Source organism: Tenacibaculum sediminilitoris (genome assembly GCF_964513795.1).
Lineage (GTDB): Bacteria > Bacteroidota > Bacteroidia > Flavobacteriales > Flavobacteriaceae > Polaribacter > Polaribacter sediminilitoris.
The window spans coordinates 238956-265801 of record NZ_CAZEQR010000011.1; the positions used below are offsets into that span (position 1 = coordinate 238956).

Consider the following 26846-nt stretch of genomic DNA (forward strand, 5'->3'; position numbering starts at 1 on the left):
CGCTCGACTGAGCGGATTTATACTTTATTAACAGGTATTTAACAATTTAGTTACTATTCAGCAACTACTTCAAATACGATGTCAGCTACAACAGCTCTATGTAAACGTACAGCAGCGTTGTATTTTCCTAATCTTTTTACGTTACCTCCAGTAACTTTGATAAATTTCTTATCTACTTCAGTACCAGCTTTAGCTAAAGCTGCAGCAACATCAATGTTGTTTACTGATCCAAATAATTTATCTCCTGAACCTACTTTAGAAGCTATTTTAATTTCATATCCTTTAATAGTTTCAGCTACTTTGTTAGCATCTTCTATTAATTTAGCTTCTTTATAAGCACGTTGCTTTAAGTTTTCTGCTAATACTTTTTTAGCTGAAGAAGTAGCTAAAATTGCATATCCTTGAGGTATTAGGTAGTTACGTCCATAACCATTCTTAACGGTTACAACATCGTCTTTAAAACCTAAGTTTTCTACGTCTTGTTTTAATATCAATTCCATGTTTCTACTTCTTTATTATTTTAACATATCTCCAACGTAAGGCATTAAAGCTAAGTGACGAGCTCTTTTGATAGCTTGTGCCACTTTACGTTGATATTTTAATGATGTTCCTGTTAAACGTCTTGGTAAAATTTTACCTTGTTCGTTTACTAAATACATTAAGAAGTCTGCATCTTTGTAATCGATGTACTTAATACCATTTTTTTTGAAACGACAGTATTTAGCTTCCTTTTTAGTTTCAATATCAAGCGGGGTTAAGTAACGTACTTCTCCTTGCTTGTTTCCTTTTGCTTGTTGTTCTATAGATGCCATTTCTTACTTTTTTGCAGATTTAACACGGTTTCTTCTCTTTTCAGCCCAAGCTGCAGCATGCTTATCTAACTTTACAGTTAAATAACGCATAATGCTATCGTCACGTCTAAACTCTAGTTCAAACGGAGCAATTGCATCACCTGCTACTTTGTACTCAAATAAGTGGTAAAATCCACTTTTTTTCTTCTCGATTGGATACGCTAATTTTTTTAAGCCCCAATCTTCTTTAGAAATCATTTCTGCACCTTTAGAAAGTAAATAGTCCTCAAACTTCTTTACTGCTTCCTTTATCTGAGTTTCAGATAAAACGGGATTCAAAATGAAAACAGTTTCGTAATGATTCATAATTAAATTATTTAAAATTTATTTTTAAGCCTGCAAATATACTGCTTTTTAATCCATAAACAAACTCTACAGCTTAAATAGTTTAATGATTTTCTGTAAGTTTGTAACTAAACACTCTTTTTTATGCAAATCCCTGAAATACCTAATCTAGTCCATTATGCTATTCCCCTTTTTGTCCTAACAGTTATTATAGAGGTAATATTAACTGTTAAAGTAAAATTAGAGGATTATGAGTTTAAAGATGCTGCGACATCTATTACCATGGGGTTAGGTAATGTTTTTATAGGGCTACTTACCAAAGGACTAGTTTTCGGAGTCTTTTTCTTTTTATATCAATACCGTCTTTTTACTATTCCGTTTACTTGGTGGACTTGGTTTATTTTGTTATTTGCTGAAGATTTTGCCTATTACTGGAATCATAGAATTGCACACGAAAGTAGACTGTTTTGGGCTAGCCATGTGGTACATCATTCTTCTACAAGATACAATTTAAGTACTGCTTTACGACAAACTTGGTCTGGTAGTTTTTATACATTTATATTTTGGGCTCCCTTGGCTATTATAGGCTTTCATCCATTAATGATCGTAACTCAAATGAGTATTAGTTTATTATATCAATTTTGGATTCATACCGAACTTATTGATAAAATGCCTAAATGGTTTGAGGCAGTTTTTAACACTCCAAGTCATCATAGAGTTCACCATGCAACCAATCCGCAATATTTAGATAGAAACCATACTGGGATTTTTATTATTTGGGATAAACTTTTTGGTACTTTTGAACCTGAAGTTGAAAAACCAGTATATGGTTTGGTTAAGAATATAGATACTTACAATCCTATTAAAGTAGCTTTTATTGAATGGTATACTATGTTTAATGATGTTTTTACCAGTAAAACCACGCTTGGTAAAAGGTTTCTATATCTTTTTAAACCTCCTGGTTGGAAACATGATGGCACTGGAAAGCTTTCAATGGATTTACGTAAAGAATGGGAAGAAAATAAAAAAGGAGAAGTTTAAACTTCTCCTTTTTATTAATTAATATCAAATCGAAGACCTAATGAGATGTTCCTAGTGTTAGTATTTTTAAACAAAGGGTTTAAATCATATTTAGCATATAATCCAATACCTTGGTAAGCAACATAAGCACTTAACCCGTAATTAAATGTATTCATATAAAAGTTATTCTTCTGAACTTCTTCAACAGTAACTTCTTGTGCATTTTTGTACTCTAAGTATTGACGAGTTCCTAGTTTGAAACCAAAGAAGCCACCTAGTCCAACCTGAAAGCTTTGATGTGTTCTATCAACAATTTCTCCATCAGAATACTTCTTGTTTTTAGAAAAATCGAATTCTAGATGCATTGGAAATGTCATTTGTACATGTCGTAACCTACTTTCAGAGAGTTGTTCAGGATGAATACTCAAGCTTGTTTCATTTCCATTTACAACGTGATATTGATTGTTTTTGGCTCTTAAATTATTCCACAGAAAAGAGAAACCGTATTTAAAATATGTTTTAGATGGTTGTTTTGATAAACGTGTTTTCCAAGTAAAACCTAACTCATAAAAATGTGATTGCCAAAATTTGTAACCTGAACCGTCTAAAGAACTTAGTTCATTATTTGTTAACGTATTATTTGCCCCTAAAGCAAAAACAAACTGTGTAGTGGTTCTTTTTCTTCTTCTTTTCTTTTCCTTTTCTACTTCATCTTTTTCATCTTCAGAAAAATTTAGCTTAAACTTAAACTTCGCTATTTCAAAAGTTTTTTCTCGCGATTCTTTTTCATTGCTAAATATTTTACCGTCAATTTTGTCTTGTACCAATTGTTGTAGTTTTTGTTCTTGAAAACTAACTTTTTTCTCTATTTGAGCTGCATGGTATGCTGCTGCTTCTTTTTTTAATGCTGTTGCTTCATCAAACGATATTTTACTCTTTTCTAATTTCTCATTAATCTCTTTTACTTTTATTTTTAAAGAGTCTTTTTGCTGCTTGGTAATACTATCAATACTTATTGATATTTTCTTTACTTCTTTTTCAAATACTTTTTCTTGAGATTGGGCAATAGTTGTTACAAACAACACTAATAATAGTATTCTTTTCATTTTTATAATTTTAAATTAAACTGATAATAAATTGGAATGGTTAATTATCGATAATTAAATAGGCGCTTTTATTTATTTCTATCAACAATTGCTATAGCAATGTCAGATATTTTCGATTTTAATTTTTGCATAAAGTCTCCTTTAAACTCTTCATCATCAATCGTTCTTTCAACTTCTGCTAAAATAGTATTAGGATCTATTTTTAAGTTTGACTTTTTTAGCTCGTCTTCAATAGTTTTTAGCACATCTTCTCTTTTTAACTTATGCTTTGCATAGTATTCTTTAACTTCATTTGGAGTATGTGTTACTGAAAACAATAAATCATCACTATTTACTTTTATTCTTGAAATTGAATTTTTCTTTTTTTGTATTACTGGTTTATTCAATTTTGCTACTACCTCTTCTTCTGGTAGTTTTTCATTCTGAATATTTTTAAAAGCTATTTCTTCTTTTAATATGGGTTTCTTTGTTTCTGTAATTGTTTTCTTTTTGTTTTGTAACTGTTTCTCTTGCTTATTTTCTTCTAACTCCACCACAGCTTCATCTGTATTCTTAATAAATTCCTCTATACCTTGATTATTAATTTTAAGTGTATCAATAGGAGTATGAACTATAACTTCTTTAATTGGCGTTTTTGAATTTGAATCAATAAAATAGATTACTCCAAAACTTATTAATAAAGCTAAACCAGCTGCATACCCTACATATAAAAACCAATTTCTTTTCTTTATAGCTTCTTGACTATCTAAACGAATCTCTAACCTTTCCCATGCTGAGTTGGATGGTTTAAGCTCTCTATTTTTTAGTTTTTCTGCTATATGTTTATCTATATTATTGCTTGACATTTCTTACTTGATTAATTTTCTCGTAACTAACTTGTAAGCATTTACGAGCTTTAAATAATTGTGACTTAGAGGTACTTTCAGAAATTTGTAATTTTTCTGCTATTTCTGAATGCTTATATCCTTCAATAGCATATAAGTTAAAAACTAACTTATACCCTTCAGGTAATTCATCTATTAACTTTTGTATATCTTCTACAGATGTGTTTTCTAGGTTTTCAGTTGCTTCATTATTAAAAACAAAATCTTCATCTGATACTTGAACTGGATTCTTTTTTCGCAAATAGCTAATACATGTATTTACCATAATTCTACGAATCCAACCTTCAAAACTTCCTTCTCCTTTAAATTTTTCAATATTGGTAAAAACTTTAAAAAAACCTTGCAACATTAAATCCTCTGCATGATGTAAATCTTTGACATACTGCCTACAAACTCCTAACATTTTTGGAGAATGTTCTTCAAATATTTGTCGCTGAGCTTCTCTACTCTGTCTTTTTGCTTTTTTTACAAGCAAAACTTCTTTATTATGTAATGAGATAATTTTCAAATCAATAGTTACATTTCTTATAGCCTTACAAATATAAAGACTACTAAAGTTGAAAAAAGGTTGCCTCAAGAATAAAAAAACCTCCAATCTTGGTAATTAAGACTGGAGGTTCAAATATCATTTTAAAATGATATTACAGGGGGCTAATACTTTTTGTTATTTTCTCTGAATCATATCTACAAAAATACATTATATATCCGTACAATTTATAAGGAAAAACGCTTAATATTTAACATAAACTACAGTAAAATCGTTTTTAAAACATTTGTAATCAAAACTTGCTCAATATAATTCTTTGTACTACTTTTATTATAAACCTAATATAAGCAAAAGAGTTTTATTGTATGAGTTATAATGCAACGATCGAAGAAGAGAATAAAGAAATAGCCAATAGGTATAAGAACTTATTAAAAGGTACGTATCAAACATTATCTGAAGATGATAAAAAGCTAATTCGAAAAGCTTTTGGCATTGCCGTTGAAGCACATTCTGAACAACGTAGAAAATCGGGTGAGCCTTATATTTATCATCCAATCTCCGTGGCAAAAATTGTTGCAGACGAAATAGGTTTAGGAGCCACTTCTATTGCTGCTGCCTTATTGCATGATGTTGTTGAAGACACATATTATACTTTAGATGATATTGAGCGTTTATTTGGTGAAAATATTGCCCGCATTGTTAGTGGGCTTACCAAAATATCGAACTTAAAACAAGAACAAGACTATTCTATTCAGGCAGAGAATTTTAGAAAAATGTTGCTCACATTACATGATGATGTTAGGGTAATACTTATCAAAATAGCAGATAGATTGCATAATATGCAAACAATGGATTCTATGCCACCTCATAAGCAAGTAAAAATAGCATCTGAAACCTTGTATATTTATGCACCACTCGCACATCGATTAGGTCTTTATAATATTAAAACAGAACTTGAAGACCTTGGCTTAAAATACACTGAACCAGATGTATATAGAGATATTGCAAATAAAATAAAAGAAAGTAAAGAAGATCAACAAAGGTATATTGATAGTTTTACAAGTGTTTTAAAAGAAGCCTTAAATAAAGAAGGCTTTGTTTATGAAATAAAAGGTCGTTTTAAATCTATTTTTTCTATTCGGAGAAAAATGCGCAAGCAAAATGTAACTTTTGATGAAGTCTACGACAAATTTGCGATTCGAATTATATATAAGCCAACATCTGGTGATGAAAAGTTTGATGCTTGGAAAATCTACTCTATAGTTACCGATTTTTTTAAACCCAATCCTTCTAGATTAAGAGACTGGATTTCTCAACCAAAATCAACAGGTTATGAAGCTTTACACATAACTGTAATAGGGCCTCAATCTAAGTGGGTAGAAGTTCAAATTCGTTCTGAAAGAATGGACGAAATAGCTGAAAAAGGGTATGCTGCTCATTTTAAATATAAACAAGGCGCTGTTAAAGAAAATGGTTTAGAAGGATGGTTAAATCGTTTAAAAGAAAGTTTAGAAAACCAAAGTTTAGATGCGGTAGATTTTGTTGAAGATTTTAAACTAAACCTTTATGCTAAAGAAATTTATGTATTTACTCCAAAAGGAGACTTAAAATCACTTCCTAAAGGAGCTTCCGCATTAGATTTTGCCTTTTCTGTACATACTGATGTTGGATTAAAATGTCGCGGCGCAAAAGTAAACGGTAAACTTGTTCCTCTAAGTCATGAATTGAAAAGTGGAGATCAAGTAGAAGTACTTACAGCCTCTAATAACAAACCTAATGTACGTTGGTTAGACTTTGTAATTACAGCCAGGGCACGTGCTAAAATTAAATCAGCTTTAAAAGCAGAAGAAAAGAAAATAGCAGTAGAAGGAAAAGCTATTTTACAACGAAAACTACGTCATTTAAAAATTAATTCTAGTGAAAAAGTAATTCATGAATTAGCGAGTTATTTTGGACTAAAAACTAGCTTCGATTTATTTTATCGAATTGGTAATGGAGCTATAGACAATACACAACTTAAAGATTTTGTTGCTCAGAGAAGTAATCGCATTATGGGCTTTATTAAAAGTACATTTAGGCGTTCCCCTTCCAAAGAAATATCCGAAAAAGAAGAAGTTACTAACAAATATGATGCCTTAGTTTTTGGAAAAGAAGAGCAAACATTAGATTATACTTTAGCCAAATGTTGCTCCCCTATTCCTGGCGATAAAGTCTTTGGTTTTGTAACAATAAATGAAGGAATTAAAGTGCATAAAAACGATTGCCCAAATGCCATTTCGTTACAATCAAATTATGCATATAGAATTATGCCTGCAAAATGGATTGATTCTACAAAGCAAGAATTCACCGCTATTCTACGCCTTTCTGGAATTGATAATAAAGGAATTGTAAATAATATTACCAAAATTATTTCTAGTAGTATGGATGTATTTATACATAGTATTAATATCTCTGGAGATAGTGGTGTATTTGAAGGAAAACTATCGTTAAGTGTAAAAAATAAAACTCAACTTAATAAATTAATTAATAATATGAAACAAGTAGAAGGTGTTCAAAAAGTTGAGCGTGTTAATACTTTGTAAATTTCGTTTTTAACATCCTTGTATTTTATCAAGAAATAAACGTAAATTTGTCCTTTCGTAAAATTTAAAAATAAATGAGTAATTCAGCCGAAAATCAAGAAATTGTAAAAAAAGTGTTTACTTCTTTTTTAGAAGAAAACAAGCACCGCAAAACACCCGAACGTTATGCTATTTTACAAGAGATTTATGATGCTGATGAGCATTTTGATATTGAATCTTTATATATTAAAATGAAAAATAAAAACTACCGTGTTAGTAGAGCTACATTATACAACACGATGGATTTATTGTTAGATTGTGGCTTGGTTCGTAAACATCAGTTTGACGGACAATCTATGGCTCGTTACGAAAAAAGTTACTTCGACAAAAATCACGATCATGTCATACTTACTGATAGTGGTGAAGTAAAAGAGTTTTGTGATCCTCGAATTCAAATTATAAAAAAAACAATTGAAGATGTTTTTGATATAGATATTCACAACCACTCACTTTATTTCTACGGAACAAAAAGAAACAACAAATAAAAACACAACACTTAACAACACACTAAATGGCAGTAGATTTATTACTCGGGCTACAATGGGGAGACGAGGGAAAAGGTAAGATTGTAGACGTTTTAACAAAAAACTACGATATAATTGCTCGTTTTCAAGGAGGTCCAAATGCTGGTCACACGTTAATTTTTGACGGTAACAAACATGTATTACACACCATTCCTTCAGGAATATTTCATAAAACAGCTTTAAATGTAGTAGGTAATGGAGTGGTTATTGACCCTGTTATCTTTAAAAGAGAATTAGAAAATTTAGATACGCACAAGATTGATTATACTTCTAAATTATTAATTTCTCGTAAAGCACACTTAATTTTACCAACACACCGATTATTAGATGCAGCTTCTGAAACTTCGAAAGGAAAAGCTAAAATCGGATCTACTCTAAAAGGTATTGGCCCAACTTATATGGACAAAACTGGTAGAAATGGAATGCGCGTTGGTGATTTAGAACTTGATAACTGGAAAGAAAAATATAGAGCTTTAACTGAAAAACATTTGAGTATGTTAGCATACTTTGATGTTCAAATCGATTATGATTTAGACGAATTAGAAGCTGAATTCTCTAGAGGAATTAAAAAATTAAAAACATTACAATTTATTGATTCTGAAGAATTTTTAAATAATGCTATTAAAGAAGGTAAAACTATTTTAGCCGAAGGGGCACAAGGATCATTATTAGACATTGATTTTGGTACGTATCCTTTCGTAACTTCATCAAATACCACAGCTGCTGGTGCTTGTACTGGTTTAGGAGTTGCTCCTAACAGAATTGGTGACGTTTTTGGTATTTTTAAAGCATATACCACTCGTGTAGGTTCTGGACCATTCCCTACAGAATTATTTGACGAAGATGGAGCTACCATGGCAGAAGTAGGACATGAATTTGGAGCGACTACTGGTCGCCCTCGTCGCTGTGGATGGTTAGATTTAGTTGCATTAAAATACGCTGTTGATGTAAACGGTGTTACACAATTAATGATGATGAAAGGCGATGTTTTATCTGGTTTTAACACTTTAAAAGTTTGTACTTCATACAATTATAAAGGAGAAGAAATTTCTCACTTACCATATAATATAGAACCTGAAAACGTAACTGTTAACTATACTGAGTTTAAAGGTTGGGAAGATGATTTAACAAAAATGACTTCTGCAGATGAATTGCCGCAAAACTTATTAAACTACATCGCGTTTATTGAAGAAAAAACTGGTGTGCCTGTAAAAATAGTTTCAGTAGGGCCTGATAGAAAACAAACAATTAATAGATAAAAATTTAAAGGAGCTCAATTGAGCTCCTTTTTTATGATGGTAAAAGAATATTTAAACAATATCTCTACCCAATTTAAATCGTATAAAGAGGTAGCTGACAAAACGATTACACAACTAGAAGAAAACGATTTGCACTGGAAATACAATCAAGAAAGTAATAGTATCGCTGCTATTATAGTTCATGTATCTGAAAATATGTTGTCGAGATGGACCGATTTTTTTACTTCTGATGGAGAAAAAGATTGGAGAGATAGGGATGCAGAATTTGAAACTCACAACTTATCCAAAAATGAATTAATAAATAAATGGGAAAAGGGTTGGAATTGTCTTTTTTCTGCTTTAGACTCATTAAATGAAGAGAATTTCAATCAACCTGTTCTTATCAGAAATAAACAAGTTAAACTGATTGAGAGTATCACAAGACAAATAGCTCATTTTCCTTATCATATTGGTCAAATAGCTTATGTAGGTAAAATGATTTTGAACGATAAATGGGAAACAGCTTCTATAGCTAAAGGAAAATCAAAAGAATTTATACAAGGTCAATTTGAAAAAAACTCAAAATAAAGAGGGAAGTTGATAAACTTCCCTCTTTATTATTATTTCTTATTATTTAAAATTTCTTTTCCAAATTCATGACACAACTGCAAGGTTTGTTTAATATCTTCCATGGTTGTCTTAGGATTAATTAAACACATTCTTAGCACTACTTGTTTGTTCAATATAGTAGTTACTAAAAATGCCTCTCTTGAATCCATTATTTTTTGAGAAATTTTTTGGTTCAATTCATCAATCTCTTTTTCAGATAAATTGAGCCCTATAGGATTATACCTAAAATTAATAACCGCTAAGGTTGCTGGAGAAATGATTTCCCAATTTCTACTTTTACGCAACATCTTCTCAACATCATCAGCTAATTGAATATTGTAGGTAACAGCATCCTTAAAAGCATCTAATCCATATGTTTTTATAGACATGTAAAATTTTAATGCTCTAAAACGTCTTGTTAACTGAATACCGTAATCATAAAAATTAATTTCAGATTCGTTTCCTTCAATATCTCGTAAATATTCTGGTTTCTCACTAAAAGTACCGCTTAACCAAGAAGCATCTTTTACTAATAAACATCCTATTTCATAAGGCTGAAAAAACCATTTATGTGGATCAACTGTTAACGAATCGGCACGTTCTATACCACGCAAAGCTTTTGCTCCTTTCTTCGATAATATGGCAGCTCCACCATAGGCACCATCTACATGAAACCATAAGCTCTCCTCTTCACATATATCTGCTATTTCATCTAAAGGATCTACAGTACCTGTATTCGTAGTTCCCGCAGAAGCAATATAACAAAACGGTTGTAAACCTTCTAATCGATCTTTTGCAATAGCATTTTTTAACTTGTTAATGCTAATTCTAAACTCTAAATCAGTTGGTAAAATTCTTATTTGTTCTTTTTTAAACCCTAAAACACGAATTGCTTTAATGTTTGAAGAGTGTGCCTGATCTGATAAATAAATTACAGCTTTAGAAAAATCGTCTCCACACTTTAAGCGTCTAGCGGTAACCAAAGCTGTTAAATTTGCCATAGAACCACCACTGGTAAAAATACCTCCTCCTTTTTCAATAGGAAAATTATACATTTTTAGCAACCAGTTCATCGTTACAATTTCTAGCTCAGCTGCTGCAGGAGAAACCATCCATCCCCCAGAAAAAATATTAAATCCAGTTGCTAAACTATCTGCCATTGTACTAATAAAGTTACTAGGTCCAGGTACAAATGAATAAGCCTTTGGGTGTGAAATAACTGTACTATTAGGTATTACATTGTCCATCACAAAATCTAATACCTTTTCAGCAGGCATGCCTTCGTTTGGAGCTTCTTGTAAGAAAATACTATCCATTTCTTTTCTAGAAGCACTAGCTACCGGTTTTTTTTGTTTTAACGTAGCCCAATGCTCCGCAATTATATCAACAATTTTATATCCGTAAGACTTCATCTCTTCTTTTGATAAATCAAAATGAGCGCTCATATCTTTATAATTTTTTAATTTGCTACAAAATTAACCATTTAGTAAACGACAGCCTTTTATTTATCTTAATAATTTTATTTCTTTATTAAGATTTTGGCATATTCTTTTCATTATTTTTGTGCATTAAATCGTATTATTTTGAAAAAACTATTTCTACTAATTTTTATATTATTCTCTGTTGTAAGTTTTTCTCAAACAAAAAAAATTAAAATACTTTCTACTGAATTAAGTACTGCTGACGAAAGCAAATACCCTGGTGCTACCTTACTTATAGGAAAAGTTAAAATGTCACATGAAGGAGCTACATTAGAGTGTAAAAGAGCCTTACTTTATAAAGATGAAAACTTATTTAAAGCTATTGGAGAAGTAATTGTAGAACAAGGAGATAGTATTATTCAATATAGCGATTTCGCTACCTATAACGGAAATACGAAAAAGGCAAAATCTTGGGGAAATGTAGAAATTAACGATAAAGAAATGACGCTAAAAACAGATACGCTTCATTTTGACAGGATTAATCAAGTTTTATACTATACCAACGGGGGGACTATTCGCGATACCAAAAACACCCTTACTAGTGTAAAAGGCACCTATCATTTAGAAGAAAAAAAGTTTACGGCAAAATCTAAAGTAACCGTTGTTAATCCTGATAACCACTTAGAATCCAATCATTTAGATTATTACACCAATACTAACTTAGCCTACTTATACGGACCAAGTACGATTACGAACTTAAAAGATAGTACCAAAGTGTACTCAGAAAGGGGGTTTTACGATACTAATACTGATATTTCTTATTTTGTAAAACGGGCTAAACTTTTTTTAAAAGAACGAACTGTTTCTGCTGATAGTTTGTACTATGATAAGCGTAATGGTTTTGCTTCTGCCACCAACAATATAAAAGTGGTAGACACTGTTCAAAATATGGTAACTAAAGGAAACTATGCTGAACTATACGAACAGAAAGACTCTTTATTTATTATTGATAAAGCCGTTGCTATCTCTGTACTTGACAAAGATTCTATGTACGTTGCTGGCGATAAAATTTTATTAACAGGAAAACCCGAAAAACGTATTGCTCGCATTTTTAACAATGTAAAAATATTTAAATCAGATTTACAAGGCAAATGTGATTCTATTCACACAAGTCAAGAAACAGGGTTAACCAGAATGTTTAACAAGCCTATTTTATGGTCAAATAATAGCCAGATAACTGGTGACAGTATTCAGCTACTCACCAATAAAGAGAATAATAAACTAGACTCTTTAAAGGTATTACAAAATGCGTTTATGGTTCAACAAGACTCTATAAATACAGAAAATTATAATCAAATAAAAGGAAGAAACATTTATGGTAAGTTTGAAAATGACGACTTACGAACCATGATGGTCAAAGGAAATGCTGAATCATTATACTATAATAATAATGAAGATACTTACAAACTCGAAACCATTACAAAAGAAATTGCTAGTGATATTGATTTTATTTTAGAAGAAGGAGAAATAACCCAAACTACGTATTTTAAAAAGTCAGAAGGTAAAACTTATCCTCCTTCCAAATTTCCTTCTGATGAGAAAAAATTTAAAGGTTTTTTATGGCGTGGTAACGAACAACCCAAAACAGTAGAAGATATTTTTATAAAAGATACTACAGCTATTACTACTTCAAAAACAAAAAAACAACCAAAAGTAGTCAAAGAAGCTAAGGAAAAATTTATCGAGGAAACTACTAAGAAAAAGAAAGCTAAACCTAGAGAGTTTAAGTAATATTATGAAAGACGATTTTTTAAAATACCAAGGACAAACCTCTCCTCACCCTTTGGCTATTGAAATTTCACATGCAAAAGGAAGTTATATTTATGATAGCAATGGAAAAGCTATGTTAGACTTTGTAGCTGGAGTTTCTGCAAATAGTTTAGGACATAATCATCCTAAGGTTAATGGAGCCATAAAAAATCAGTTAGAGCAATATACACATGTAATGGTGTATGGTGAGTTTATACAAAAACCTCAGTTAGCATTGTGCAAAGCTTTAGCGGCTACCTTACCTCCTAACCTATCATCTGTTTATTTGGTAAACTCTGGTACCGAAGCCACCGAAGGTGCTCTAAAATTAGCCAAACGTTTTACAGGTAAAAGTGAAATTATTGCTGCTAAAAATTCCTATCACGGAAATACACAAGGAGCAATGAGTGTTTGTGGTGCAGAACAACAAAATCGTGCATTTAGACCTTTAATTCCAGGAAATAAATTTATACAATATAATAACGAACAAGATTTAGAAAAAATAACTTCAAAAACAGCAGGAGTTATTCTTGAAACTATTCAAGGAGGGGCTGGTTTTATTGAACCTAAAAACGATTACCTAGCAAAAGTTAAACAACGATGTGAAGAAGTTGGTGCCTTATTAATTTTAGATGAAATCCAATCTGGAATTGGGAGAACAGGAAAATTTTGGGGTTTTGAAAATTACAATGTAACTCCAAATATTATTATTACGGGCAAAGGTTTGGGCGGAGGAATGCCAATTGGAGCCTTTATTACCTCTTTCGAAGTAATGGATTGCTTAAAAGAAAACCCAAAATTAGGACATATCACCACATTTGGCGGACATCCTGTAATTGCGAGTGCTGGTTTAGCTACAGTGCAAGAAATTATTGCTGCTAACTTAACAGAAGAAGCCTTACGAAAAGAAATGTTAATTCGTAATAAATTTAGAAATCATCCTAAGGTTAAAGAAATTAGAGGAAAAGGACTAATGTTAGCTTTATTAGTGGATACTCCTGAAGCAGCCTCACAAGTTATTTTAAACTGTTTAGAGAAAGGGTTGATTTTATTCTGGTTACTTTTTGAAGGAAGAGCGATTCGTATTACGCCTCCACTCATCATTTCTGACAAAGAACTAAAAAAAGGATGCGATCTTATTTTAAGTGAGTTGGATAAGTTGTAGGTAAATGAGTATATATTAGAATCTACCGTAATAGTGGTTATACATTGTCGCAAATAGTTTTTTATTTTCTTTGGTAGTAAGTATCTCACCAAATGTGTAAAGTTTAAAATATCGAGGGTTGCAACCCTCGATATTTTTTATTTAATTTTAAATTTTACAATTATATGTTATGTTAACATACCTCCATCAACCGATAATGTTTGTCCCGTAATATATGAACTCATATCTGATGCTAAGAATACACACGCATTTGCAATATCTTTAGGTGAACCTCCTCTTTTTAAAGGGATTTCATTTCTCCAGCCTTCAACAACTTTTTCATCTAATTTTGCAGTCATTTCAGTTTCAATAAAACCAGGCGCAACTACATTACTACGAATATTACGTGAACCTAATTCTAATGCTACCGATTTTGAAAAACCTAAAATCCCTGCTTTTGAAGCTGCATAATTTGCTTGACCAGCATTTCCTTTTAATCCAACTACAGAACTCATGTTAATAATTGATCCTGCTCGTTGTTTCATCATCGGGCGAATTACCGCTTTTGTTAAATTGAAAACAGATTTTAAATTTACTTCAATTACTTTATCAAAATCGTCTTCAGAAATACGCATTAATAAATTATCTTTAGTAATACCTGCATTATTTACCAATACATCTATTGTTCCAAATTCTTCTAAAACATTTTTTGCCAATTCTTGTGCCGCATCAAACTCTGCTGCGTTAGATTGATATCCTTTTGCTTTTACTCCTAATTCTTTTAATTCATTTTCTAAAGCAGTGGCTGCTTCAACAGAAGAATTATACGTAAATGCAACATTACATCCTTGATTTGCAAACTCTAACGCAATACCTCTACCTATACCTCTAGTGGCTCCAGTAATAATTGCGGTTTTATTTTCTAAAAGTTTCATTTATTAGTTGTTTTTAATGAGCCAAATATAAAAATAAAATCCTGCTAAAAATTAACTTTAGCAGGATTTTAAATTATGAGAAAATAATTTATTATGATTTTATCTTCTTTTCATTAACATAGTTAAATAAGTAGTCAACATCTAATTCTTTAATCTTACCTAACTTTTGTAAAGACTTTACATCTAAATCTTTTTTATTACCAATAACCATAACATTGTACGACTCTCCTTTTACATTCTTATCAAAGAATGATTTTAAATCTTCCATCGTCATGTTTTTAATAGTATTATACATAGCCTCCCTATTATCATTATCAATACCTAATTTTTTTAATCTTTCATAAGACCAAAAAATATTAGATTTTGTAATTCTTTCAGCAGCTATTTTTTTCAAAGTAGCATTTTTTGCTGCTTTGAATTGTTTTTCAGCTTCAGGCATGTTATTCATTAATTCCATCATGGCATCAACGGCTTGTTCTAATTTATTTGCTTGGGTACCTACATAAGCCATTACATAATTAGAGTCCTCTTTTTTTCTTGCATTACTATACGAAGCAAATGCAGAATATGCCAATGATTTACTCTCTCTAATTTCTTGAAAAACTATAGATGATAATCCACTACCAAAATACGTATTAAATAAAGTAGATGCAGCTAAATTTTCTGGTTTAAAAGGTTCTCCTTTTGCTAAAAACAACATTTCTGTTTGTACCATGTCATAATTAGTATAAAAAACATTTCCTCCTGTTTCCGTTTCTAAATATTCTTTAGCTGCAGGATAGTCTTTTAATTCTCCGTAAATTTTATGATGATTGTTAAGTGCTTCAACCGCTGCTTCTACATCTTTACCATAATAGAAAATACGTTGCTTATAATTTTTCATTTCTTTAATGACATTTACAAGCTCTTCTGGATTAATTGTTTTTAACTCGTCAATCTGCATAATATCTCTTAAGCGAGAATTTTCTCCATACTTTCCGAAACTATACAATCCATCCCAAAGAATATTTCCTTTTTGAGTTTTTTCATCCTGACGACCTTTGTAAATTTTTTCAACATACTTGTCATATGCTTCTTGGTCAGCTTTTGCATTATCCCATAAATGTTCTAACAATTCTAATCCTTTAGGTAAATTTTCCTTTAAACCACGTAAACCTACATAAGTTTTATCATCTTGAGCACTTACATAGTAGTCTACACCTAACTTGTAAAACTCTTTTTTAATTTCTTCTGCCGAGTATTTATCTGTTCCGATGTATTCTAAATAACCAGCGGCAAGACTTATTTTTTTGTCATTGTCTTTACCCATATCAAAAATGATATTCAAATCGAATAAATCATTGTTTTTATTTAAAACATAAGAAACATTAATATTATTAGCCATTTTTGTTTCTTTAATTGCTTTTTTATAATCAATAAAATTAGGTTCTAAAGGGGCAGATTCTTTCTGATTAAACACTTTTAAATAGTCTGAACTTTTCCCTCGGTTTAAATTTACTGGTGTAATACCTGGGTTTTGAACCTTTACTATATTTTTATCTTCTCCTTTACGCTTGTATGTAACAACGTAGTTGTTCTTATAAAATTGATTTGCAAAATCAACTAATTCAGTTTTTGTTATTTTCTTTAAATCACTTAGAAACTTTATTCGGTCTTCCCAATTTTGTTTATAAATAAATGCATCAACATAAGCATCGGCTAAAGCTGAATTATTCTCATACTGACGTGTTCTACTTAGCTTAAGGTCATTTACAACCGCTTCTATCATCCACTCTTCAAACTCTCCTTTCTTAAGTTTTTCTATTTGCTCCAATAACAGGTCTTTTACTTCATCTAATGTTTGACCTGACTTTGGTCTTCCTGTAAAGGTATGGTATCCATAATCATTTAAAAACGTAGGGTAACAACTAGCTCGTTGTACCACTTGATTTTGATTTAGATTTAAATCAATTAAACCTGCATTACCATTAGCCATTATCATATCACAAAGCGTAACAAATTTTTCTTCTTTACTATTGATTTTATCAGAACGATAAGCTACCGAAATAAATTCTGAAGTTGGTCCATAAACCTCTTTAACTACAGGTTTTGTAATAGGTTCCTCTTTTGGTAACTCCGGATGAGTTAATTCTTTTTTCTCAAACTTACCAAACGTTTCGTTTATCTTCTTTATTGTAGTGTCATAATTTAAATCACCTACTAATACCACAGCCATATTATTTGGTATGTAATATTTATGAAAGTAATTATTTATATCTACCATTGAAGGGTTTTTTAAATGTTCAGCCGAACCAATAGTGGTTTGTTGCCCATAAGGATGTGTTGGAAATAAGCCGTCTAAACTTGCAAAATAAATTTTCCATCTATCATTATCCTGTCCTCGATTAAACTCTTCAAAAACAGCTTCTAACTCTGTATGAAATAAACGTAAAACTAATGTGCTAAAACGCTCTGATTCTAGATCTAACCATTTATCCAGTTCATTAGAAGGTATTTTATTTGTATAAACAGTTTGCTCAAAAGAGGTATAAGCATTAGTTCCTGTAGCACCTAGAGAAGCAGTCATTTTATCGTACTCATTTGCTATAGAGTAATTTGAAGCTTCTAGAGAAACTTTATCTATTTCTTTATAAATAGCTAACTTTTTATCTACATTTTTCTCTGCTCTATGTTGTTCATATAATTCTGAAATCCTATCTATATATTCTTTCTCTTTTTGCCAGTCAGCGGTACCAATTTTATGTGTTCCTTTAAATACCATATGCTCTAAATAATGAGCTAAACCTGTTGAGTTCTTTGGGTCATAATTTGAACCCGCTCTTACAGCAATGTAAGTTTGGATTTTTGGTTCATCTGTATTTTTACTTAAATATACCTTGAGTCCATTATCTAAAGTATACAATCGTAAGCCTGTAGGGTCATTTGTTACGGTTTCATAACTAAAACCATTTACATCTTTTTTTTGCTCTGTTTTTACTACTTGTTTTTCTGAAGTAATTGTTTGCTTACATCCGATAGTGATAAAAAGCAACATGCTAATGCAGAGCATTTTAATTTTTTTCATGAATAGTTTTTTTAATTAAAATAAAAATCCGTCGAATTTGTAAATTCAACGGATTTTACGATAAAATATTATAAAACTTTAACAGTAAATTTTTTATACTAAAACCTTAGCTACCATTTCTCCAATTTTAGCAGGAGACTCTACAACGTGTACTCCGTTTTCAGCTAAAATTTTCATTTTTGCTTGTGCTGTATCATCAGCACCTCCAACGATAGCACCCGCATGTCCCATGGTTCTTCCTGCTGGAGCAGTTTGTCCTGCGATAAAACCAATAACTGGCTTTCTGTTTCCATCAGCTTTAATCCAACGAGCAGCTTCTGCTTCTAGGTTACCACCTATTTCACCAATCATTACGATTGCTTCAGTTGCATCATCATTCATTAATAACTCAACTGCTTCCTTTGTCGTTGTTCCAATAATTGGATCTCCACCAATACCGATAGCAGTAGTAATTCCGTATCCTTGCTTTACAACTTGATCTGCAGCTTCGTATGTTAACGTTCCTGATTTAGAAACAATACCTACTTTACCTTTTTTAAAGATAAATCCAGGCATGATTCCAACTTTTGCTTCTTCAGGAGTAATTACACCTGGGCAGTTAGGACCTACTAAAGTACAATCTAACTGATCGATATATGCTTTTACTTTTACCATGTCAGCTGTAGGAATTCCTTCAGTAATACAAATTATTACCTTAATTCCTGCTTCGGCAGCTTCCATAATAGCATCAGCAGCAAATGCTGGTGGTACAAAAATAATTGAAGTGTCGGCTCCTGCTTTTTGTACAGCTTCATCAACTGTGTTAAAAACTGGTTTACCTAAATGCTCTTGACCTCCTTTTCCTGGAGTTACACCTCCAACTACGTTTGTTCCGTAATCGATCATTTGACCTGCATGGAAAGTTCCTTCACTTCCTGTAAAACCTTGAACTATAATTTTTGAATCTTTATTTACTAAAACACTCATTGGTTTATTTTTATTTTATTTTAAGCTTCACAAAAGTAACTTTTTGTAATTGATTTGTGAAACTTTTACTTCTTTTTTTGCTCTTTTAAAAATTGTTTTATTTCAGCTAGTTCTTTTAACTTTTCTCTAGACTCTGAAATTGGAGTTCCGAAATATGATTTACCTCCTGGCACTGATTTTGTAACTCCTGTTTGACCAAGTATAACTGCACCTTTACCAATAGTAATTCCGCTATTTGTTCCTACTTGCCCCCAAATAGTAACTTCATCTTCAATAACAACACATCCTGCAATTCCTGTTTGTGATGCTATTAAACATTTTTTACCAATAATTGTATCATGCCCTACTTGTACTTGGTTGTCAATTTTTGTTCCTTCACCAATAGTAGTATCTCCTGTAACCCCTCTATCAATAGTGCAAGATGCTCCTAAATCTACATTATCTTTTAGCACTACTTTTCCTCCTGAAAGTAGTTTATCGAAACCTTCTGGTCTGTTTTTATAATAAAAAGCATCAGCTCCTAATACTGTATTAGCATGAATCGTTACATTGTTTCCAATAACTGTATTGCTATAAATTGTTACGTTTGGATGTATTACACAGTTTTCTCCAATTACTACATTATCTCCAATAAAAACATTAGGTTGTATAATTGTGTTTTGACCTACAATAGCGGTTTCTGAAATACTTTTTTTAGAGGCTATAAAAGGATTAAAGTATTTGGTTATTTTATTAAAATCTCTAAAAGGGTCTTCAGAAATTAATAATGTTTTTCCTTCTGGACAATCTACTTTTTTGTTTATCAATATTGTAGTAGCAGCTGAATTTAATGCTTTTTCATAATATTTAGGGTGATCTACAAAAACAATGTCGCCTTTTTCAACGACATGAATTTCATTTATTCCTGTAATGGGAAAACTATTCTCTCCAACAAATTCAACATTTAATAACTCTGCTATTTGCCCTAAAGTTTGAGGTTGTTTAAATTTCATCTTTAAAAAGAAATTCCCGCATAAAGCGGGAATATTAAATTTATTCTTTGATACGCTCTGTGTATGCGCCTTTTTCTGTATCTATTTTAATCTTGTCTCCTTCATTAATAAATAAAGGTACATTAATTCTTGCTCCAGTTTCTACGGTAGCTGGTTTTGTTGCATTCGTCGCTGTATTTCCTTTTACCCCTGGCTCAGTATGAGTTACTTCTAATATAACGTGTGATGGCATTTCTACTGATAATGGTATTCCGTCTTCTGTATTTATTAAGACAGTAACTACTTCTCCTTCTTTCATTAAATCTGGTGCATCTAATACTGATTTCTGAAGTGTAATTTGGTTATAATCTTCCGTATTCATAAAGTGGTACAAATCTCCTTCAGGGTATAAATACTGAAACTTATGTGTTTCTACACGAACGTCTTCAATTTTATGACCTGCAGAAAAAGTATTATCTATCACTTTACCAGAAGTAACACTTTTAAGTTTTGTTCGAACGAAAGCTGGACCTTTACCTGGTTTTACGTGTAAAAACTCAATGATTTTAAATATATCGTGATTATATTTTATACATAATCCTTTTTTAATATCTGATGTTGATGCCATTTATTTGATCTTTATTGTTGCTCTTATAAGTGCAATTTAAATAATTAATTTGCTTTAAAATATCCTTTCATTATTCCGCGATGCGAATCTTTTATAAACTGAATAATTTCATCTCTTTCTGAAGTCGCTTCCATTTCAGCTTCTATAATATCTATCGCCTGAGAATTGTTATAGTTCTTTTGAAATAAGATTCGGTAAACATCTTGAATTTCTCTAATTTTTTCAGTTGTAAACCCCCTTCTCCTTAAGCCAACCGAGTTAATTCCTACATACGATAGTGGTTCTCTTGCTGCTTTTACAAAAGGAGGAACATCTTTACGTACCAAAGACCCACCTGTTACAAAAGCATGATTACCAACTGAAGCAAATTGATGTACTGCTACCATACCTGCAAGTACTACATTATCTCCTACAGTAACATGACCTGCTAAAGTTGAGTTATTGGAAAAAATACAGTTTTGTCCTACTTTACAATCATGAGCAATATGACAATATGCCATAATCAAGCAATTATCACCTATTACTGTTCTCATTCTATCAGAAGTCCCTCTATTTATTGTAACACATTCTCTAATAGTAACATTGTCTCCTATTTCAACAGTTGTTTCTTCATCATTAAACTTTAAATCTTGAGGAATTGCTGAAATAATAGCCCCTGGGAAAATTCGACAATTTTTACCTATACGCGCACCTTCCATAATAGTTACATTAGATCCTATCCAGGTTCCTGAACCTATTTCTACATTTGCGTGAATTGTAGTAAAGGGTTCTATAACTACATTACGAGCTATTTTTGCTTGAGGATGTACGTACGCAAGTGGTTGATTCATATTATTTTACTTTTGAAATTTGCGCCATTAGCTCTGCTTCACAAACTAATTTTCCATTAGCATAAGCATAGGCTTGCATATGACAGATACCCCTGCGAATTGGCGCTATTAATTCTGCTTTAAATATTAAGGTGTCTCCTGGTAATACTTTTTGTTTAAATTTAACATTATCCATTTTCATGAAATACGTTAAGTAATTTTCAGGGTCTGGAACTGTACTCAATACTAAAATCCCACCGCATTGTGCCATTGCCTCTACTTGAAGTACTCCAGGCATGACAGGTGCTCCTGGAAAATGTCCTACAAAAAAATCTTCATTCATAGTGACGTTTTTCATTCCTACGACATGTGTATCAGAGAGCTCTATAATTCTGTCAATTAATAAAAACGGGGGTCTATGGGGTAAAATATCCATTATTTTGTGGATATCCATCAATGGTGGTTGATTTAAATCATAAGAAGGAATGTTATTTCTTTTTTCCATCTTTATGATTTTAGATAGCTTTTTTGCAAATGCTGTATTTACTGAGTGCCCTGGTTTATTTGCGATGACTTTACCTCTAATTCGAGTACCTGCTAACGCTAAATCTCCTATTACATCTAATAACTTATGACGTGCTGCTTCGTTAGCCCAGTGTAGCGTTAAATTATCTAATACACCATTAGGTTTTACAGTGATGTTATCTTTATTAAAGGCTTTTTTAAGTTTAGCCATTGTACTATCAGACAATTCTTTGTCTACATAAACTATAGCATTGTTTAAGTCTCCTCCTTTAATTAAATCATTTTCCAACAACATTTCAATTTCATGTAAAAAACTAAATGTTCTTGCTGCTGATATTTCTTCTTTAAAATCAGAAATTGTATTTAATGTTGCATTTTGAGTTCCTAGGATTTTAGTTCCAAAATCTACCATAGTGGTTACTTGGTACTCTTCTGCTGGCATTAAAATAATTTCACTTCCTGTTACTTCATCTTTGTATGAGATAATTTCTTTTACCACATACTCTTCTATTTCTGCTTCTTGTTCAATAATACCAGCTTTTTCTATAGCTTCAATAAAAAACTTAGAAGAACCATCCATAATTGGGGGTTCTGAAGCATTCATTTCTATTAATAAATTATCTAAGTCTAAACCAACTGCCGCTGCTAAAACATGCTCAGATGTTTGTATTTGGACTCCGTTTTTCTCAAGGTTTGTTCCTCTTTGAGTGTTCGTTACATATTCGGCTTTTGCCTCTATTACTGGTTCTCCTTCTAAATCAATTCGCTTAAAAGCAAATCCGTGATTTTCTGGTGCAGGTTTAAAAACCATTGTAACTTCATTACCAGTGTGTAACCCAACACCTGATAATATAACTTCGCTTTGTATTGTTTTTTGTTTCTTACTCATTTTTTATTTTTTGAGCATTCAACTCTTTTTCTATTTTATGTATTGTAGTTGCTAATTTTGGTAAATTTTTAAAGTGTACGTAAGATTTACTATAATCTGAATATCCAAATGCAGGAGACCCTTGTACTACTTCTTCATCTTTCAAACTTTTTCCTATTCCTGATTGAGCTTGGATTTTCACATTATTTCCTATAGTTATATGTCCAACAATACCTACTTGCCCTCCAATCATACAGTTCTCTCCTATTTTGGTCGATCCTGCAATTCCTGTTTGAGAAGCTATCACGGTGTTTTTACCTATCTCAACATTATGAGCTATTTGTATTTGATTGTCTAACTTTACTCCTTTACGAATTATTGTTGATCCTAAAGTAGCTCTATCAATGGTTGAATTAGACCCAATGTCTACATTATCTTCTATTATGACATTTCCTATTTGAGGTATTGCTTTATATTCTCCATTTTCATCTGGTGCAAAACCAAAGCCATCAGATCCAATTACTGTTCCTGAATGAATCTTACAATTCTTTCCTACGATAGTTTCTGAATATATCTTTACTCCTGCAAAAACAACTGTATCATCTCCTATGGTTACATTATCTCCAATGTAGCAATTAGGGTATATTTTTACGTTATTACCTACTTCTACATTTTCTCCTATATAAGCATAAGCACCAATATATTCATTATCACCAATAGTTGCCGAATCAGTTATAAAATGTGGGTTTTCTCTCCCTATTTTAGTATTCTTTACCTGATTATAGAACTCTAAAAGTTTTGAAAATGATTTGTAAGCATCTTCAACCTTAATTAAAGTTATTTCAATTTCCTTCTCAGGTACAAAACTCTTATTTACAATAGCTATAGAGGCTTGGGTTGTGTATATATATGAGTTATACTTTGGATTAGATAAAAAGGTTAACGAACCTGTTGTTCCTTCTTCTATCTTAGAAAGTGTAGATACTTCAGCTTCTGGATTTCCTTCAATCTCTCCTTCTAAAATATCGGCTATTTGTTTTGCTGTAAATTTCATTATTTGCAAAAGTAATTATTTTTGTTTAAATACCTCTTGATTGGAGTTTGTTTCTAAATATAAACCTACTTTAGTTTCTTAGGATAACACAAATAATATTTTACGACAGGCTTCGTTAATGCTCTAAGATTTAATTGATCAGAGGCTTTTGCTATATCTTCTAATTTCCCTTTTTTTGTATAAATTTTTATAGGCTTCTTCGTGTTGTATGCCTGATGCTTTATTTCATTAGAAAAAACAAAATATTCTAGCTCTTTTTCACTTAAATCTACAAGCTTTGTAAGCTTTTTACGTCTCTTTTCAATATAATCCTCAGTAAATGGTTTTTCTTGGATTTCAATTTTTAACAAGTTCCTATTTATAATTTTTGTTGCTAATGTAGATAATATAAAATCTTCGTTATTTTTCCATTCTTTAATTGCTGACAAAACATCATAATCATCTAATTCAGAAAATATTTGTAATGTTTTTTCTGAAAAATTTTCTCTGTTTATAGGGTTGTATAAAAAGTATTTTAACGCTTTACTTGATGGAAGTTCTACTCCTTTTGTAGCTAATTCTTTTGCTCTTTTTAAAATACTTACCAAAAGGTTTTCTGCAACCAATCCTGTTTTATGTAAATACACTTGCCAATACATAAGGCGACGTGCTATAATAAATTTCTCTACTGAGTAAATTCCTTTTTGTTCAATAACCAATTCATTATCTACAACATTCATCATAGCTATTAAACGGTCTGATGAAATATTTCCTTCTGCAACTCCCGTAAAAAAACTATCTCTTTTTAAGTAATCTAATCGATCTATATCTAATTGACTTGATATCAATTGATATAAGAATTTTCTATCATATTTTCCTTCAAACACTTGAATTGCTAAACTCAACTTTCCTTTAAATTCATCATTTAATGCTTTCATAAATTTTAGTGAAATCTCTTCGTGAGTGATTTCATTTACTATGCTATGTTCTAAAGCGTGTGAATATGCTCCATGACCTATATCATGCAACAAAATAGCTATATACAAAGCATTAGCTTCTTCTTCTGAAATTTCAACATCTTTCATTCGCAAAACTCGTACCGCTTTTTGCATTAAATGCATGCAACCTATTGCATGATGAAAACGTGTATGATTAGCTCCAGGATATACTAAATTTGATAATCCCATCTGCGTTATTCTACGTAACCTTTGAAAATATGGATGCTCAATAATATCAAAAATTAGTGAATTTGATATAGAGATAAATCCATAAATTGGATCGTTAATTATCTTTAATTTGTTGGTCTTTGATTTTTTCAAAATGTATAAATCCTTCAATTTTAAACAAAAAAATCATAATTAATCTACAAAACCAAATTAACAAGAGCTTAATTAACGTATTTTTAGCTTTTAGAAAACAACAAAACTATTTTTTATCGTTATTTAAGTAGAAATAAGTTAAAAATTATGATGAAAAACATACACATTCTTTGGGTTGATGATGAAATTGATTTATTAAAACCACATATATTATTTTTAGAAAAAAAAGACTATAAAGTTACTACCTGTACAAACGGAACAGATGCTATTGATTTAGTAGATGATTATAATTTTGATATTGTTTTTTTAGATGAAAACATGCCAGGTATTACAGGATTAGAAACATTATCAGATATTAAACAAAAAAATTCAAATCTTCCTGTGGTAATGATTACCAAAAGCGAAGAAGAATATATTATGGAAGAGGCTATCGGTTCAAAAATTGCCGATTATTTAATAAAACCTGTAAATCCGAATCAAATATTATTAAGTTTAAAAAAGAATTTAGATCACTCTCGATTAATTTCAGAAAAAACAACATCAAACTACCAACAAGAATTCCGAAAAATATCTATGGATTTAGCTATGGTTAATTCTTATGAAGAGTGGGCTGAACTTTACAAAAAACTCGTTCACTGGGAACTTGAATTAGAGGACATTAACGATACGGGGATGTTGGAAATTTTAGAATCTCAAAAATCTGAAGCTAACTCTCAGTTTTTTAAATTTATTAAGAAAAACTATCAACATTGGTTAACTGATGGTAATAAACCTACATTTTCACATACATTATTTAAAGATTATGTTGTACCCAATTTATCAAAAGACCAAGGTGTTTTATGGGTAATAATAGATAATCTACGCTATGATCAGTATCGAGTTTTAGAACCATTTATTAACAATTATTTTAAAAAGGAAGAAGAGTTTTCTTACTATAGCATCTTACCTACAGCAACTCAATATGCACGTAATGCTATATTTTCTGGACTTATGCCTTCAGAGATGGAAAAAAGGCATCCAAATTACTGGAAAAACGATACTGATGAAGGTGGAAAGAACTTACATGAAGCTGATTTCCTGGAGGATCAAATTAAACGACTAGGCTTAAACATTACTCATGAATATTATAAGATAGTTTCTTTAAAAAGTGGAAAAGATTTAGCCGATAATTATAATGGTACACGACAAAATAACCTTACTGCAGTCGTTTACAATTTTGTTGACATGATTTCTCACGCTAAAACAGAGATGGAAGTTATAAAAGAACTGGCTGGTGATGACAAAGCATATCGTTCTTTAACTGTTAGCTGGTTTAAAAACTCTCCACTTTATGATATTATTCAAAAAGCACAGAAATTAGGACAAAAACTAATAATCACAACTGATCATGGAACCATAAACTGTAAACATCCTACCAAAGTTATAGGTGATAAAAACATTAGCTCCAATTTACGATACAAAACTGGTAGAAGTTTAAGTTATGAAAACAAAGATGTGTATGCTGTTAAAAACCCGAAAGACATTTTTTTGCCAACCATGGCTATTAATAGTCCTTTTATTTTTACTAAAGAAGACTTGTTTTTTGCCTACCCAAACAATTATAATCACTTTGTTAAGTACTACAAAAACACATACCAACACGGAGGAGTTTCTTTAGAAGAAATGATAATCCCCTGTGCTATTTATAATCCTAAATAATTTTTAGTTTATTTTAAAAATATGTGAAAAT

At 31.2% G+C, this 26846-nt stretch carries 24 protein-coding genes; 8 read left to right on the forward strand and 16 right to left on the reverse strand.

The features are described from left to right. Nucleotides 1–53: 53 nt before the first annotated feature. From rplI to rpsF, 3 genes are read right to left on the reverse strand one after another with little or no spacing between them, the layout of a single operon-like run. On the reverse strand, nt 54–500 hold the full coding sequence (rplI, locus tag ACKTSW_RS04845) for a 50S ribosomal protein L9 (protein ID WP_408024148.1): 447 nt from the start codon (nt 498–500) through the stop codon (nt 54–56). A 15-nt stretch (nt 501–515) separates the two neighbouring features. Further along, complete coding sequence (rpsR, locus tag ACKTSW_RS04850; protein WP_028892048.1) at nt 516–812, reverse strand: 30S ribosomal protein S18; 297 nt, start codon at nt 810–812, stop codon at nt 516–518. A 3-nt stretch (nt 813–815) separates the two neighbouring features. Continuing rightward, nucleotides 816–1157, reverse strand: coding sequence for a 30S ribosomal protein S6 (rpsF, locus tag ACKTSW_RS04855; protein ID WP_408024149.1), 342 nt, complete (start codon nt 1155–1157; stop codon nt 816–818). 123 nt (nt 1158–1280) lie between these two features. On the opposite strand from rpsF, the gene ACKTSW_RS04860 reads away from it, so the two are divergent. Beyond that, entirely contained in the window at nt 1281–2177 is an 897-nt protein-coding gene (locus ACKTSW_RS04860; protein ID WP_408024150.1) for a sterol desaturase family protein, read from the forward strand. 14 nt (nt 2178–2191) lie between these two features. Here the strand turns inward: ACKTSW_RS04860 and ACKTSW_RS04865 are convergent, their stop codons facing one another. The 3 genes from ACKTSW_RS04865 to ACKTSW_RS04875 all read right to left on the reverse strand — a co-directional run bounded on the left by ACKTSW_RS04865 (nt 2192) and on the right by ACKTSW_RS04875 (nt 4654). Continuing rightward, the gene (locus ACKTSW_RS04865; RefSeq protein WP_408024151.1) at nt 2192–3262 is read right to left on the reverse strand and encodes a hypothetical protein; all 1071 of its coding nucleotides are present in this window, start codon (nt 3260–3262) and stop codon (nt 2192–2194) included. Nucleotides 3263–3330: 68 nt separating this feature from the next. Then, entirely contained in the window at nt 3331–4107 is a 777-nt protein-coding gene (locus ACKTSW_RS04870) for a hypothetical protein (RefSeq protein WP_408024152.1), read from the reverse strand. Continuing rightward, nucleotides 4094–4654, reverse strand: coding sequence for an RNA polymerase sigma factor (locus tag ACKTSW_RS04875; protein ID WP_408024153.1), 561 nt, complete (start codon nt 4652–4654; stop codon nt 4094–4096). Before ACKTSW_RS04875 ends, ACKTSW_RS04870 begins: the two co-directional genes overlap by 14 nt. A 344-nt stretch (nt 4655–4998) precedes the next feature. Between ACKTSW_RS04875 and ACKTSW_RS04880 the strand changes: the two genes are divergently transcribed. The 4 genes from ACKTSW_RS04880 (at nt 4999) to ACKTSW_RS04895 (ending at nt 9604) form a co-directional block, all read left to right on the forward strand. Next, the gene (locus ACKTSW_RS04880) at nt 4999–7215 is read left to right on the forward strand and encodes a RelA/SpoT family protein (RefSeq protein ID WP_408024154.1); all 2217 of its coding nucleotides are present in this window, start codon (nt 4999–5001) and stop codon (nt 7213–7215) included. A gap of 74 nt (nt 7216–7289) precedes the next feature. After that, the gene (locus ACKTSW_RS04885; RefSeq protein WP_099214482.1) at nt 7290–7739 is read left to right on the forward strand and encodes a Fur family transcriptional regulator; all 450 of its coding nucleotides are present in this window, start codon (nt 7290–7292) and stop codon (nt 7737–7739) included. A gap of 26 nt (nt 7740–7765) precedes the next feature. Next, nucleotides 7766–9037 (forward strand): adenylosuccinate synthase, encoded by a 1272-nt coding sequence (locus ACKTSW_RS04890; RefSeq protein ID WP_408024155.1) that lies wholly within the window; start codon nt 7766–7768, stop codon nt 9035–9037. 33 nt (nt 9038–9070) lie between these two features. Beyond that, nucleotides 9071–9604, forward strand: a complete 534-nt coding sequence (locus ACKTSW_RS04895; protein ID WP_408024156.1) for a DUF1572 family protein — start codon at nt 9071–9073, stop codon at nt 9602–9604. Nucleotides 9605–9636: 32 nt separating this feature from the next. Here the strand turns inward: ACKTSW_RS04895 and ACKTSW_RS04900 are convergent, their stop codons facing one another. After that, nucleotides 9637–11070: a pyridoxal phosphate-dependent decarboxylase family protein gene (locus ACKTSW_RS04900; protein ID WP_408024157.1), complete on the reverse strand. Its 1434-nt coding sequence runs from the start codon at nt 11068–11070 to the stop codon at nt 9637–9639. Between the two features lie 138 nt (nt 11071–11208). Here ACKTSW_RS04900 and ACKTSW_RS04905 point away from each other — a divergent pair, with 138 nt between their 5' ends. Both ACKTSW_RS04905 and ACKTSW_RS04910 read left to right on the forward strand, forming a co-directional pair. Then, on the forward strand, nt 11209–12837 hold the full coding sequence (locus ACKTSW_RS04905) for an OstA-like protein (RefSeq protein ID WP_408024158.1): 1629 nt from the start codon (nt 11209–11211) through the stop codon (nt 12835–12837). Nucleotides 12838–12841: 4 nt separating this feature from the next. Then, nucleotides 12842–14020 carry an aspartate aminotransferase family protein gene (locus ACKTSW_RS04910; RefSeq protein WP_408024159.1) on the forward strand — a complete coding sequence of 393 codons (1179 nt, stop codon included), beginning with the start codon at nt 12842–12844 and terminating at the stop codon, nt 14018–14020. Between the two features lie 167 nt (nt 14021–14187). Here ACKTSW_RS04910 and fabG read toward each other — a convergent pair whose 3' ends face one another. The 9 genes from fabG to ACKTSW_RS04955 all read right to left on the reverse strand — a co-directional run bounded on the left by fabG (nt 14188) and on the right by ACKTSW_RS04955 (nt 25117). Further along, complete coding sequence (fabG, locus tag ACKTSW_RS04915; RefSeq protein ID WP_408024160.1) at nt 14188–14934, reverse strand: 3-oxoacyl-[acyl-carrier-protein] reductase; 747 nt, start codon at nt 14932–14934, stop codon at nt 14188–14190. Between the two features lie 91 nt (nt 14935–15025). Then, complete coding sequence (locus tag ACKTSW_RS04920; RefSeq protein ID WP_408024161.1) at nt 15026–17998, reverse strand: M16 family metallopeptidase; 2973 nt, start codon at nt 17996–17998, stop codon at nt 15026–15028. 93 nt (nt 17999–18091) lie between these two features. Then, nucleotides 18092–18964 carry a succinate--CoA ligase subunit alpha gene (sucD, locus tag ACKTSW_RS04925; RefSeq protein WP_408024162.1) on the reverse strand — a complete coding sequence of 291 codons (873 nt, stop codon included), beginning with the start codon at nt 18962–18964 and terminating at the stop codon, nt 18092–18094. 65 nt (nt 18965–19029) lie between these two features. Next, complete coding sequence (locus tag ACKTSW_RS04930) at nt 19030–19956, reverse strand: UDP-3-O-(3-hydroxymyristoyl)glucosamine N-acyltransferase (RefSeq protein WP_408024163.1); 927 nt, start codon at nt 19954–19956, stop codon at nt 19030–19032. A gap of 40 nt (nt 19957–19996) precedes the next feature. Beyond that, on the reverse strand, nt 19997–20563 hold the full coding sequence (efp, locus tag ACKTSW_RS04935) for an elongation factor P (protein ID WP_408024164.1): 567 nt from the start codon (nt 20561–20563) through the stop codon (nt 19997–19999). Between the two features lie 44 nt (nt 20564–20607). Next, nucleotides 20608–21393 carry an acyl-ACP--UDP-N-acetylglucosamine O-acyltransferase gene (gene lpxA / locus ACKTSW_RS04940; protein ID WP_408024165.1) on the reverse strand — a complete coding sequence of 262 codons (786 nt, stop codon included), beginning with the start codon at nt 21391–21393 and terminating at the stop codon, nt 20608–20610. 1 nt (nt 21394) lies between these two features. Further along, the gene (locus tag ACKTSW_RS04945) at nt 21395–22786 is read right to left on the reverse strand and encodes a bifunctional UDP-3-O-[3-hydroxymyristoyl] N-acetylglucosamine deacetylase/3-hydroxyacyl-ACP dehydratase (protein WP_408024166.1); all 1392 of its coding nucleotides are present in this window, start codon (nt 22784–22786) and stop codon (nt 21395–21397) included. After that, nucleotides 22779–23819 carry a UDP-3-O-(3-hydroxymyristoyl)glucosamine N-acyltransferase gene (lpxD, locus tag ACKTSW_RS04950; protein ID WP_408024167.1) on the reverse strand — a complete coding sequence of 347 codons (1041 nt, stop codon included), beginning with the start codon at nt 23817–23819 and terminating at the stop codon, nt 22779–22781. The genes ACKTSW_RS04945 and lpxD overlap by 8 nt, the downstream gene beginning before the upstream one ends. A gap of 65 nt (nt 23820–23884) precedes the next feature. Beyond that, nucleotides 23885–25117 (reverse strand): HD domain-containing protein, encoded by a 1233-nt coding sequence (locus ACKTSW_RS04955; RefSeq protein ID WP_408024168.1) that lies wholly within the window; start codon nt 25115–25117, stop codon nt 23885–23887. Nucleotides 25118–25267: 150 nt separating this feature from the next. Here ACKTSW_RS04955 and porX point away from each other — a divergent pair, with 150 nt between their 5' ends. Next, nucleotides 25268–26815: a T9SS response regulator signal transducer PorX gene (porX, locus tag ACKTSW_RS04960; protein WP_408024273.1), complete on the forward strand. Its 1548-nt coding sequence runs from the start codon at nt 25268–25270 to the stop codon at nt 26813–26815. Nucleotides 26816–26846: the final 31 nt, after the last annotated feature.

Bases quoted from the DNA above. Each gene is read 5' to 3' on its own strand.
- ACKTSW_RS04910 (WP_408024159.1), top strand. From the start codon at position 12,842: ATGAAAGACGATTTTTTAAAATACCAAGGACAAACCTCTCCTCACCCT.
- efp (WP_408024164.1), bottom strand. From the start codon at position 20,563: ATGGCATCAACATCAGATATTAAAAAAGGATTATGTATAAAATATAAT.
- lpxA (WP_408024165.1), bottom strand. From the start codon at position 21,393: ATGAATCAACCACTTGCGTACGTACATCCTCAAGCAAAAATAGCTCGT.
- ACKTSW_RS04945 (WP_408024166.1), bottom strand. From the start codon at position 22,786: ATGAGTAAGAAACAAAAAACAATACAAAGCGAAGTTATATTATCAGGT.
- ACKTSW_RS04895 (WP_408024156.1), top strand. From the start codon at position 9,071: ATGATGGTAAAAGAATATTTAAACAATATCTCTACCCAATTTAAATCG.
- ACKTSW_RS04870 (WP_408024152.1), bottom strand. From the start codon at position 4,107: ATGTCAAGCAATAATATAGATAAACATATAGCAGAAAAACTAAAAAAT.
- rpsR (WP_028892048.1), bottom strand. From the start codon at position 812: ATGGCATCTATAGAACAACAAGCAAAAGGAAACAAGCAAGGAGAAGTA.
- fabG (WP_408024160.1), bottom strand. From the start codon at position 14,934: ATGAAACTTTTAGAAAATAAAACCGCAATTATTACTGGAGCCACTAGA.
- rplI (WP_408024148.1), bottom strand. From the start codon at position 500: ATGGAATTGATATTAAAACAAGACGTAGAAAACTTAGGTTTTAAAGAC.
- sucD (WP_408024162.1), bottom strand. From the start codon at position 18,964: ATGAGTGTTTTAGTAAATAAAGATTCAAAAATTATAGTTCAAGGTTTT.
- ACKTSW_RS04930 (WP_408024163.1), bottom strand. From the start codon at position 19,956: ATGAAATTTAAACAACCTCAAACTTTAGGGCAAATAGCAGAGTTATTA.
- ACKTSW_RS04880 (WP_408024154.1), top strand. From the start codon at position 4,999: ATGAGTTATAATGCAACGATCGAAGAAGAGAATAAAGAAATAGCCAAT.
- ACKTSW_RS04900 (WP_408024157.1), bottom strand. From the start codon at position 11,070: ATGAGCGCTCATTTTGATTTATCAAAAGAAGAGATGAAGTCTTACGGA.
- ACKTSW_RS04865 (WP_408024151.1), bottom strand. From the start codon at position 3,262: ATGAAAAGAATACTATTATTAGTGTTGTTTGTAACAACTATTGCCCAA.
- porX (WP_408024273.1), top strand. From the start codon at position 25,268: ATGAAAAACATACACATTCTTTGGGTTGATGATGAAATTGATTTATTA.
- ACKTSW_RS04860 (WP_408024150.1), top strand. From the start codon at position 1,281: ATGCAAATCCCTGAAATACCTAATCTAGTCCATTATGCTATTCCCCTT.
- ACKTSW_RS04920 (WP_408024161.1), bottom strand. From the start codon at position 17,998: ATGAAAAAAATTAAAATGCTCTGCATTAGCATGTTGCTTTTTATCACT.
- lpxD (WP_408024167.1), bottom strand. From the start codon at position 23,819: ATGAAATTTACAGCAAAACAAATAGCCGATATTTTAGAAGGAGAGATT.
- ACKTSW_RS04885 (WP_099214482.1), top strand. From the start codon at position 7,290: ATGAGTAATTCAGCCGAAAATCAAGAAATTGTAAAAAAAGTGTTTACT.
- ACKTSW_RS04890 (WP_408024155.1), top strand. From the start codon at position 7,766: ATGGCAGTAGATTTATTACTCGGGCTACAATGGGGAGACGAGGGAAAA.
- rpsF (WP_408024149.1), bottom strand. From the start codon at position 1,157: ATGAATCATTACGAAACTGTTTTCATTTTGAATCCCGTTTTATCTGAA.